6 protein-coding genes, 1 pseudogene and 1 riboswitch are annotated in these 11048 nt (G+C 73.9%); of the genes and pseudogenes, 4 read left to right on the top strand and 3 right to left on the bottom strand.

Annotated elements, in window-relative coordinates; translation table 11 throughout:
* The first annotated feature begins 313 nt into the window (after positions 1 to 313).
* Together AOK00_RS14340 and AOK00_RS14335 are read left to right on the top strand one after the other, a co-directional pair.
* The gene (locus AOK00_RS14340) at positions 314 to 3439 is read left to right on the top strand and encodes a DEAD/DEAH box helicase (RefSeq protein ID WP_254047367.1); all 3126 of its coding nucleotides are present in this window, start codon (positions 314 to 316) and stop codon (positions 3437 to 3439) included.
* Complete coding sequence (locus AOK00_RS14335) at positions 3436 to 4791, top strand: SWIM zinc finger family protein (RefSeq protein ID WP_055600697.1); 1356 nt, start codon at positions 3436 to 3438, stop codon at positions 4789 to 4791. Before AOK00_RS14340 ends, AOK00_RS14335 begins: the two co-directional genes overlap by 4 nt.
* Here AOK00_RS14335 and AOK00_RS14330 read toward each other — a convergent pair.
* Positions 4772 to 5662 carry a hypothetical protein gene (locus tag AOK00_RS14330; protein ID WP_159041760.1) on the bottom strand — a complete coding sequence of 297 codons (891 nt, stop codon included), beginning with the start codon at positions 5660 to 5662 and terminating at the stop codon, positions 4772 to 4774. The two genes, AOK00_RS14335 and AOK00_RS14330, sit on opposite strands and share 20 nt — an antisense overlap.
* 473 nt (positions 5663 to 6135) lie before the next feature.
* Entirely contained in the window at positions 6136 to 6990 is an 855-nt protein-coding gene (locus AOK00_RS14325) for a bifunctional 5,10-methylenetetrahydrofolate dehydrogenase/5,10-methenyltetrahydrofolate cyclohydrolase (RefSeq protein WP_055600695.1), read from the bottom strand.
* A gap of 28 nt (positions 6991 to 7018) precedes the next feature.
* Positions 7019 to 7127: riboswitch (ZMP/ZTP riboswitch) on the bottom strand.
* A 418-nt stretch (positions 7128 to 7545) separates the two neighbouring features.
* Between AOK00_RS14325 and AOK00_RS14320 the strand changes: the two are divergent.
* Together AOK00_RS14320 and exaC are read left to right on the top strand one after the other, a co-directional pair.
* Positions 7546 to 8730: pseudogene (locus tag AOK00_RS14320) on the top strand (GAF domain-containing protein); the annotation flags it as partial.
* A 44-nt stretch (positions 8731 to 8774) separates the two neighbouring features.
* Positions 8775 to 10298: an acetaldehyde dehydrogenase ExaC gene (gene exaC, locus AOK00_RS14315; RefSeq protein WP_055600694.1), complete on the top strand. Its 1524-nt coding sequence runs from the start codon at positions 8775 to 8777 to the stop codon at positions 10296 to 10298.
* Between the two features lie 248 nt (positions 10299 to 10546).
* On the opposite strand, the gene AOK00_RS14310 is transcribed toward exaC, so the two are convergent.
* Positions 10547 to 10972 carry a hotdog fold domain-containing protein gene (locus AOK00_RS14310; protein WP_216822245.1) on the bottom strand — a complete coding sequence of 142 codons (426 nt, stop codon included), beginning with the start codon at positions 10970 to 10972 and terminating at the stop codon, positions 10547 to 10549.
* Positions 10973 to 11048: the final 76 nt, after the last annotated feature.

Here is an 11048-nt window from a genome sequence, read left to right as displayed (position 1 = left end):
GGCGCCGCGGCGGGTGCGGCGGCGGCCGGGGGCAGGACGGTGGCCTGGGACATGGCGGGCTCCGGTTTCTGTCGACATCGGTAGCGGGGACGGTCGTTGGGTGCCTACCTAGAACGTACGGATTCGTGATCGTCCGGGGCCATGGCGTCACCACCCGTCCCCGGTCGGGGGTGCGCCGGGGGCCGGGGGTGGGGCGAGCCCTACCCCCGTGGCGACTGTGGCGTGGATCACGCGAGCCGGTTGCCACGTCGAGACGGTGCGGTGAGGTACCCTCGGCCGCTCGGACTTCAGGTAGTCAAATTTGAGGAATGCGTTGTCGCTGTCGCACGGACCCGATGATTCCGCCCGCGAACCCGCTTATGTACCCCCACCGGCGTCCGCCCAGGATGCCTCCCCGGACACCTCCCCCGAACTCACCCGCCACTCCGCCGTCTTCCTCCCCGCCGATCCGCCCCGCGCGGGCCGGATCGCCTTCTGGTCCGCCGACGGCGACGCCCTGCCGGGCCCCGATGCCCTCGCGGCCGGCGCCCGGACTGACGCCGGGACCGACGCCGATGCCGACATCGACGCTGCTCGTGCCCGTGGCACAGCCATCGCGGTCTCCGAGATCACGGTCTCCGAGATCACGGTCGTCGAGGGGGAGAACCTCCGGCCGGTGACCGTCCCCGCGCGGGTCCTCTCCGTACGGGACGCCCTGCCGCTGCTCGCCGGCGCCCGCTTCTCCGGCACCGCGTCACCCGCGAGCGCCTTCTGGGGCGCCGCCTCGCTCCTCGCCCTCGACCTGGTCGCACGCGGCCTGCTGCTGCCCGGCCTCACCCCCGGCGACGTCGACGCGTGGCGGGCCGGTCCGCTCGGGCCCGACGAGCTCGCCGCACTGCGGACGCTCGCCGCGTCGATGCCTCCGGAGGCCCACGCCGTACCCCTCTCGTCGGACGAGCCGCTGCTCCTTCCCGAACCCGAGGCGCTGCTGCGCGCGTTCGCCGACGCCGTCGCGGACACCCTCCCCCGTACCCCGGCCGCTCCGCTCGCCGCCGGTGGCCCCGCCTTCGCCGGCGACGCGCCGCAGCCGATTCCCGAACAGCGGACGTGGGCCGCCGATCTGGCGGCGGTGCACGACGCGGGCGTCCGGTTGTCGCTCCGGCTCGAACTTCCGGGCTTCACCGCCGAGTCGGAGAAGGCGCCCGACTTCCGGGCGGTCCTGCAGCTGCACGGCGTCGCCGACCCGACCCTCGTCGCGGACGCGGCGGAGGTGTGGGCGGGCTCCGGCCGGACGACGGCCGCCTTCGGCCCCCGGGCGCGTATGGACGCCCTGCTCTCGCTCCGGCGCGCCGCACGGGTCTGGCCCCCGCTGGCCCCGCTCCTCACGGCGGCGGTGCCCGACACCGTCGAACTCGCCGACGAGGAGGTCGCGGAGCTGCTCGGCACGGCGGGCCAGGCCTTGGCGGCCACAGGTGTCCAGGTGCACTGGCCGCGCGAGCTCGCCGACCGGCTGACGGCGAGTGCGGTGATCGGACCGGTGGGCGGGGAACTGCCGGAAGGACAGAACACCGTCGGCAGGCCCGGGACCGGTGCAGAAGGGATCGCGTCCGGAACCGATGGGCTCGCGTCCGGTGCCGCTGCCTCCGGGTCCGACGAGACAGCGGCGGAGGCACGCTCCTCCATGGGCCTCCCCTCCTTCCTCTCCGCCGACGCCCTGCTCGGCTTCAACTGGCGCTTCGCCGTCGGCGATCAGGAGCTGACCCGCGCCGAGCTCGACCGGCTCGCCGAGGCCGGGCGGCCCCTGGTACGCCTGCGTGACCGCTGGGTGCTCGTCGATCCGGCCGAGGTGCGCCGGGCCCAGTCGCAGCAGGACCGTACGGTGACTCCGGTGGACGCCCTCTCGGCCGTCCTCACCGGCACCACGGAGGTCGACGGCCGGCCGGTGGAGGTGGCGGCGACCGGCTGGCTGGAACGGCTGCGGGAGCGGATCGCCGACCCCGAGGGCGGCCACCCACGGGTCTGCCAGCCCCCGGCGCTCACCGCGACCCTGCGCGACTACCAGCTGCGCGGGCTCGACTGGCTGCACCGGATGACCTCTCTCGGCCTCGGTGGATGCCTCGCCGACGACATGGGTCTCGGCAAGACCATCACGGTCATCGCGCTGCATCTGCACCGTCAGTCCGACCCTGCGTCCGCCGGGCCCACCCTCGTCGTCTGTCCGACCTCCCTCATGGGCAACTGGCAGCGCGAGATCGAGAAGTTCGCGCCCGGCACGCCGGTGCGCCGCTTCCACGGCGCGACCCGTGACCTGGAGGACCTCGCCGACGGCGGGTTCGTCCTCACCACGTACGGCACCATGCGGCTCGACGCGGCGCGACTCGCCGAGCGGAACTGGGGACTCGTCGTCGCGGACGAGGCGCAGCACGTCAAGAACCCGTACTCGGCGACGGCCAGGCAGCTGCGGACCATCGGGGCACGCGCGCGCGTGGCGCTGTCCGGCACGCCGGTGGAGAACAACCTCTCGGAGCTGTGGGCGATCCTCGACTGGACCACGCCGGGGCTGCTCGGCACCCTGGGCGCCTTCAGGACCCGGTTCGCGGCCGCCGTGGAGGGCGGCCGCGACCCGGCCGCGGCCGCGCGACTCGCGGCGCTGGTCCGCCCGTTCCTGCTGCGCCGCCGCAAGTCGGACCCCGGCATCGCGCCCGAGCTGCCGCCGAAGACGGAGACCGACCGTGCCGTCTCCCTGACGCCGGAACAGGCCGGCCTCTACGAGGCGGTGGTACGGGAGACCCTGGCCGCGATCGCCGAGGCCGACGGCATGGCGCGGCGCGGCCTGGTCGTCAAACTGCTGACCGGACTCAAGCAGATCTGCAACCACCCCGCCCAGTACCTCAAGGAGGAGCGGCCGAGGATCGAGGGCCGCTCGGGCAAGCTGGAACTGCTCGACGAGCTCCTCGACACGATCCTCGCCGAGGGCGCGTGCACCCTCGTCTTCACCCAGTACGTGGGGATGGCCAGGCTCCTGGAGGCCCACCTCGCGGCGCGGGGCGTGCGGACGCAGTTCCTGCACGGCGGGACGCCGGTCGCCGAGCGCGAGGCGATGGTCGCCCGTTTCCAGACCGGCGAGGTCCCGGTCTTCCTGCTCTCCCTCAAGGCCGCCGGGACCGGGCTCAATCTCACCCGCGCCGAACACGTCGTGCACTACGACCGGTGGTGGAACCCGGCCGTGGAGGCACAGGCCACCGACCGCGCGTACCGGATCGGGCAGGACCGCCCGGTGCAGGTGCACCGGCTGATCGCCGAGGGGACGATCGAGGACCGGATCGCGACCATGCTCGACCGCAAGCGGGAGCTGGCGGACACCGTCCTCGGGACCGGCGGGGACACCCCGCCGGAGCTGACCGAACTGACCGATGCCGAGCTGGCGGAGCTCGTACGACTGCGGGGTGACGCACGATGAGCGGGTACGGACACGAGGGCGACGAGCGGACGTTCGCGGCGCTGGCGCCCGCGCGGGGCGGGGCCTTCGCGAGGACCTGGTGGGGCCTGGCATGGCTGAAGGCCCTGGAGGACACCGCGCTCGACGGCCAGCAGCTCAAGGCGGGACGGCGGCACGCGCGCGCGGGAGCGGTGGGCGCCGTTTCGGTACGGCCCGGCCGCATCACGGCGGTGGTGAAGGACCGTGACGGCACGGCGTACCGAAGCGACGTCCTGGTGCGGGAGTTCTCGGAGGAGGAGTGGCAGCGGCTGCTGGACCTCGCCGTCGACAGCGCGGGGCACATCGCCGCGCTCCTCGACCGCGAGATGCCGCCGCATCTGGTCGAGGACGCGGCCGCGGCCGGGCTCGATCTACTGCCGGGGATCGGGGATCTCGACCCGGAGTGCGGCTGCGAGGCGTGGGACCACTGTCCGCACACGTCGGCGCTCTGCTACCAGGTGGCCCGGCTGCTCGACGAGGATCCCTTCGTCCTGCTCCTCATGCGGGGCCGCGGCGAGCGCACCCTCCTGGACCAGTTGCAGGCGCGCAGCGCCTCGCGTGCCGCGCACGGCGGGCGGGGAGCGGACGACACACCGGGCGCGGAGGCCGCCGGGGGCGCCGGAGGGATGCCCGGCGTGTCGGCCGAGGAGGCCTATGCGGCGGGGTTCCTCGTGCCGCCGCTCCCCGCGCCTCCGGTCGCCCACGACGCGCCGGGCCGGTCGCCGTCCCTGGACACGGAGACCGAGCCGGAGCCCGGGGTCGACCCGGCGGCCCTGGAGTTCCTCGCGTCGGACGCGGCGGGCCGCGCGCACCGGATGCTGGTGGAGGCGCTGGCCGTCGGCGGGGCGTCGGTCCACGGCGGGTCCCCGGCGCACGCGGCTCCGCCGGCCGCGACAGCTCCGCTGACGGTCGCTCAGGACGCGGTGCGGCTCGCAGCGGACTCCCCCATGCCCTGGATCACGGCGCGGCTCACCTCCGGCTCGGGCCGGACGGGGTCGGAGATGGACCTCGCCACGCGCGCGTGGGGGTTCGGAGGCGCCGCCGCCCTCGCCGTACTGGAGGAGGAGTGGACGCCGGACACCGAGGCGCTCGCGTGGGCGGGAACCCGGCTCACGGAGGCCTGGGAGGACGACGAGCGCCCGGCCCTGCGACGGTCCGGCGCGCGGTGGACAGTGGTGGACGCGGAGGCGCAGCTGCGGCTCGGCGAGGACGGGCGCTGGTGGCCGTTCCTGAAGTCGGGTGGCCGCTGGTCCCCCGCCGGACCGGCGGACCGAGATCCGGCGACCGCCCTGGCGACGGCCTTCGCCGCCGGTCCTACTGGAGTCGGCGGCTGAGCGTGCCGTCTCCGCTGGAGGGGGCGGCCAGGCTGCAGGCGACGGCGTCCGAGCCGAGGAGGTAGCTCGTCCGGTACGGGTACTGGACGAAGGTGGTCCAGCGCGTGCCGAGCGGCTGCCGTGCGGCCTTGCTGCGCAGCGGCTCGCGGCAGAGCAGCGTGGCCGCCTCCCGGATCGCCGTGTCCGTGGCGTGGAGGCCGGTGAGGCGGAGCCGGGCGACGAGTTCGGCGTGGTGCGGCGTGGCGCAGGATCGCCGTAGTGCGGTGCCCGGCGCGCCGCGGTCGATGTCGAAGCAGTCACCGACACGCAGCGCCTCGAAGGAGACCGGACGGGGCGAGCCACCGCCACCCTGCGCGGGGCGGGTCGGACGGGGTGTGGCGGTGGTGCCACCCGTCCGGGAGGGCGTCGCGGACGCGCCCTTCCTGGGATCGACGGTCCGGGCCGAAGGAGCGGTACGGGTCGGCGTGGCGTCCGAGGCCACGCCGGCCGACGGCGTGTCGGCGGTGCGGACGCCGGCCGCCCCGGTGTCGCCCGTGCGTGTGTCGGCCGGTCCTCCGCCACCCGGCGGCGCGATCTCGGCGCGGCCGTCACCGGACATGACGGGAGACGGCGCGCCGACCTGATCGCCGCCGGGGCGTTCGGCCGTGGACAGGCTCTGCTCGGTTCCGCCCCGCGCGGCGACGAACGCGGTCGCCACGAGCCCGGCGACGAGCAGCGGGACGAGCGGCACGCCGAACCGGCGGGCGCCCCGGGCGGCCGGACCGGGGCGGGGCGCGCCGAGCCGGACGAGGCGGGGCGACCAGCCGGAGTCGGAACCTGAGGCGGCACCGGAAGCGGAACCTGGTCGTGCGGGTGCTGCAGAGCGGGTCACCGGGCTCGTACCGAAGACATCACGCGGCCCGGGCTCACCGAGCGATTCGGATGGGTCGGCCACGTCGGCCGCATCCGGCACATCCGGCACATCCGGCACATCCGGCACATCGGAAGAATCCGAAGAGACGGACAGGTCCGTAGGGTCGGCACCGCCGGAGCGGCCGGAGCGGCCGGAGCGGTCGGACGTATCGGACATATCGGACATATCGAACGAGCCGGGCTCACCGGGCGGGTCGGGTTCGCCCGGTCGGCGGCCCGGCGACGGGGTGGCGGTGGACGGGTGGGGCACAAGGTCAAGGTTCGCCGGTCGGCGGCCTCGCGGCCACCTTTTTAGGGGCGCGGGGAGCGGCCTGTACAGAAACGTGACCATCGCCGGCCGCGATCGCGCCCGCCGCCCCTCCCGTCCCACCGTCACCCGTCACCCCGTCACCCCGTCACCCCGTCACCCCGTCACCCCGTCACCAACCGTTCCTACAGGCCGAGCTGGCGCTCCGCGCCCTGGACCGTCTGCGCGAGGAGTACGGCGATGGTCATGGGGCCGACGCCGCCCGGAACGGGGGTGATGAGGGAGGCACGCTCGGCGGCGGAGGCGAAGTCGACGTCGCCGACGTTGCCGGGGTTGTAGCCGGCGTCGATGACGACGGCGCCGGGCTTGATGTCCGCGCCCTTGATGAAGTTCGGCTTGCCGACGGCGGCCACGAGGATGTCGGCCTCGCGGACGACGGAGGAGAGGTCCTCGGTGCGGGAGTGGCAGTAGGTGACGGTCGCGTCGCGGCCGAGGAGGAGGAGTCCGGCCGGCTTGCCGAGGATCGCGCTGCGGCCGACGACGACGGCACGCTTGCCGCGGATCTCCACGGCGTACGCGTCGAGGAGGCGCATGATGCCGCCGGGCGTGCAGGAGACGAAGCCGGGGAGACCGAAGCCCATGGCAGCAAAGGAGGCCATGGTGACGCCGTCGACGTCCTTCTCCGGGGCGATGGCCTCGAAGGCGGCGCGCTCGTCGATGTGCGGTCCGACGGGGTGCTGGAGGAGGATGCCGTGGACCTCGGGGTCCTCGGAGAGGGCCGTGATCGCGGCGACGAGTTCCTCGGTCGTCGTGGTGGCGGGCAGTTCGACGTGCTTGGAGCGGATTCCGGCCTTCGCACAGCGGTTCTGCTTCATCTTCACGTACGTGACCGAGGCCGGGTCCGCACCGACCAGGACGGTCGCGAGACACGGCGTGACACCGGTGCGACGGGTGACCTCGGCGGCACGGGCGGCGGTCTCCTCGACCGTACGGCGGGCGAGAGCCGTGCCGTCCATGAGGGTGGCGGTGCTGGTGGACATGGCAACTCCTGGGCGTCGTCTCTGACAGGTGATTCGCCCAGGCGCACGGCATCGGTGAGGGCGCGCCGGTCGAGCACGCCTCCATCGGGCCGCTCCCCGGTGGTGATCCACCTCAAGCGCCAGTCACGGCCCGAGCCCTACTGTACGTGAGCGGCCGGGGGCCGGACCCGGACAGGGTGCGCGGGACGGGCGCCCAGGCGCTTGTCGACGGCGCCCCCGCGCATCACGATGAGCCCGACGGGCCGGGACGACCTCGACAGGGAGGCCGAGTTGAGCGACGCGTGGGTGGCCGGACGGGTGAAGAAGGCGGACGGAACGGCCCGCGGCGGCGGGAAGGCGAGGGCGGCTGCATCGTCCTCGTCGGCCCCCGGCTCCGGGGAGCCAGGACGCGGCCGCCGCCGCCCGGGCGCACCGACGTCCGGTCCCGGAGATCCGCCCCTCGGCACCGGAGATCCGACAGCCGTCCCCGCCGAGCCGGCACCAGGTCCCGGACCCGCGCCCCATGGCTCCGGTCCGGCGCCCGACCTCCCTGTCGAGGGCCCCGGCTCCGGGCGGATCCGGCCGCTGGTCGCCGCGTCGTGGCGCCGTTCCGCACGCGCGCGCGTGAGCCCGGACGGAGCGGCCCGGGTGGAACTGGACGAGGACGAACTCGCCGACCTCCGGGACGGCCATCCGCTGGCGGCGGCGATGCCGGTGATCCGGGAGCTGATGGGGGCGTACGCGACGGACGGGGAGCACCTCCTCGCGGTCTGCGACGCCGCCGGCCGGATGCTGTGGGTCGAGGGCCACCCGGCCACGCTGCGCAAGGCTCGGGGGATGAACTTCGTGGCCGGGGCCCGCTGGTCGGAGGCGGCGGCCGGGACGAACGCGCCCGGCACGGCCCTCGCGGTCGACCGGCCGGTCCAGGTGGTCGCGGCCGAGCACTTCCGGCACCCGGTACGGGCGTGGACCTGCGCCGCCGCCCCCGTGCACGACCCGCGCAGCGGACGGGTGCTCGGCGCGGTCGACATCACCGGCGGAAGGAGGCTCGCCCATCCGCACAGTCTCGGGTTCGTCCAGGCGGTCGCGCGGGCGGCGGAATCGCAGCTCGCACTGCTCGGGCCCCCGCCGGAGGCGGGCAGGGCGAGCCTCGCGGCGCTCGGCCGCGACGAGGCGTTGCTGTCGTTCGGCGGCCGGCGGGTCCGGCTGAGCCGCCGGCACAGCGAGATCCTGGTACTGCTCGCGCACCGCCCGGAAGGGATCGGCGGCGATGAGCTCCTCACGCTCCTCTACGAGGACGAGTCCGTCACGCCGGTGACGCTGCGGGCGGAGCTGTCACGGCTCCGGGCGCTCCTGGGGCCGGATGTGGTGCGCTCGCGCCCGTACCGGCTGGCGGGTGGGGTGGACGCGGATTTCGCGGCGGTGGACCGGAGGCTCGCCTCGGGAGCCGTCGCGGCGGCGGCCGGGGAGTACGCGGGCCCGCTGCTTCCCGCCTCGCTCGCCCCCGGGGTCGTACGGCTGCGGGAGCGGCTCGCGGGCCGGCTGCGGGCGGCGCTGGTGGACCGGGGCGATCCCGGGCTGCTCGCGGACTGGGCGTACAGCAGCTGGGGCGAGGACGACCTGGTGGTCTGGCGGGCGTTGTGCGCGGCGGTTCCGGCGGCTCGACTCCCGCCCGTACGCGCGCGTCTCGACTCCCTTGAGGCGGAACTGTCCGCCGGTGCAACGGTCTTGCAACGTCCGGGTCCGCAGACTCGCCGGTGAGCGCCGGCCAGGGACGGCCGGCGCGCCCCAGGGAGGCCATGCCCATGACCCGTTACGCCGCACCCGGTACCGAGGGCGCGCTCATCTCGTACGAGGCCCGCTACGACCACTGGATCGGAGGCGCGTACGTCGCTCCGACGCTCGGCCGCTACTTCGAGAATCCGAGCCCGGTCGACGGGCGCCCCTTCACGGAGGTCGCGCGCGGCACCGCCGAGGACGTGGAACGAGCCCTCGACGCCGCGCACGCGGCGGCCCCGGCGTGGGGGCGGACGGCGCCGGCCGAGCGCGCGGCCGTCCTGCTGCGCATCGCGGACCGGATGGAGAGCAATCTGGAGGCGCTCGCGGTAGCGGAGAGCTGGGACAACGGCAAACCGGTCCGGGAGACGCTCGCCGCCGACATCCCGCTCGCCATCGACCACTTCCGCTACTTCGCGGGGGCGCTGCGGGCCCAGGAGGGCGCGCTGAGCGAGATCGACGACGACACCGTCGCGTACCACTTCCACGAGCCGCTGGGGGTGGTCGCGCAGATCATCCCGTGGAACTTCCCGATCCTGATGGCGGTCTGGAAGCTGGCGCCGGCGCTCGCCGCGGGCAACGCGGTGATCCTCAAGCCGGCCGAGCAGACCCCGGCCTCGATCCACTTCTGGCTCAGCCTGGTCGCGGATCTGCTGCCCCCGGGCGTCCTGAACGTCGTCAACGGCTTCGGCGAGGAGGCCGGGAAGCCGCTCGCGTCCTCGCCGCGCGTCGCCAAGATCGCCTTCACCGGCGAGACCTCGACCGGCCGGCTGATCATGGGGTACGCCTCCGAGAACCTGAAGCCGGTGACGCTGGAACTCGGCGGCAAGTCGCCGAACATCTTCTTCGACGACGTGTGGGCGGCGGACGACGACTTCCGCGACAAGGCCCTTGAGGGCTTCACGATGTTCGCCCTCAACCAGGGCGAGGTCTGCACCTGCCCCTCGCGCGCGCTCGTCCAGCGGGGCCACTACGGCGAGTTCCTGGAGGCGGCGATCGCCCGCACGGAGAAGATCGTCCCGGGCCACCCCCTGGACACCGCCACGATGATCGGCGCGCAGGCATCGGCGGAGCAGCTGCGGAAGATCGTCTCCTACCTGGAGATCGGCCAGAAGGAAGGCGCCCGGATCCTGACGGGCGGTGAGATCATCGAACACGGAGGCGATCTGGCGGGCGGCTACTACGTCCAGCCGACGATCTTCGAGGGCGACAACCGCATGCGGGTCTTCCAGGAGGAGATCTTCGGCCCGGTGGTGGCGGTGACGTCCTTCACGGACTTCGACGACGCGATCAGCACGGCGAACGACACCCTGTACGGCCTGGGCGCCGGCGTCTGGACCCGCGACACGAACACCGCGTACCGCGCGGGCCGCGCCATCCAGGCGGGCCGCGTCTGGACGAACTGCTACCACGCATACCCGGCCCACGCCGCCTTCGGCGGCTACAAGCAGTCGGGCATCGGCCGCGAGACCCACCGAATGATGCTGGACCACTACCAGCAGACGAAGAATCTGCTGGTGAGCTACTCGCCGAAGAAGCTGGGCTTCTTCTAGGGGCATAAAGAGGCGCCTGGCCTGGGCTTTCGCCCGCCAGGCGCCTCTGTCTCGCCCCACGTAGGGACGGGCCGCCTCTACGCCGAGACTCCAGGCTCCTCCCACCGGTATCCCACTCATGACCAGCGCTCCCGAACCAGTCACGGACCGCAACTCCGGCTCAGTCCTCAGGGGCCTCACCTAGGCCGACGTGGCCCCACTCCCCCCGCGAATCCGTCCCCGGGCTCATGGGCGAAGACACGCACCTCTTACCCATCTCCGTGGACCTCGTCGACCGACACCGCCCCGGCGGTCAGGGTGCTGTCGTCGTGGCTTCGGCCGGAACGACAGCCGTCCCTCGCGCTCGGGTGGCCACGATGGGTTTCGGTGAGCACCTCCGCCCGGCCGCTCTCGTCGACCGATCGGCAGATGATCCGCAGCTCGAAGTCGACGGTCCGGCTCCGCCTTCCCTTCGACCTCAGGCGCGCCTCCACCTCGACGACGTCGCCGCCACGGACCGGGGCCAGGAACTCGACCGACGCATATCCGGCGAACAGGCTCTCGTGACCGTCGAGGGTGATCGCCAGGTGCGTTCCTGCGTCTCCGAAGAGCTTCAGCCCGAAGACCCCGTCGACGAGGTTCCCCGCGTAGTGCGCCTCGGAGTGGGCGACGTAGCGCTGGTGTACGACCTTCACGCGATCTCCTCGTGGATACGGCCGAGGCGGCGGGCTACGGTCTCGCCGTCCAGCTCGATGCCCGGGTAGCCGCGCT

The sequence above is a fragment of the Streptomyces aureus genome, from assembly GCF_001418135.1.
Taxonomy (GTDB): Bacteria; Actinomycetota; Actinomycetes; order Streptomycetales; family Streptomycetaceae; genus Streptomyces; species Streptomyces aureus_A.
Note: the sequence above shows the minus strand (reverse complement) of the source record. Positions and strands in the feature narration are given on the sequence as shown.

Coding starts and splice junctions, on each gene's coding strand:
- AOK00_RS14335 (WP_055600697.1), top strand. CDS start 3,436: ATGAGCGGGTACGGACACGAGGGCGACGAGCGGACGTTCGCGGCGCTG.
- exaC (WP_055600694.1), top strand. CDS start 8,775: ATGACCCGTTACGCCGCACCCGGTACCGAGGGCGCGCTCATCTCGTAC.
- AOK00_RS14325 (WP_055600695.1), bottom strand. CDS start 6,990: ATGTCCACCAGCACCGCCACCCTCATGGACGGCACGGCTCTCGCCCGC.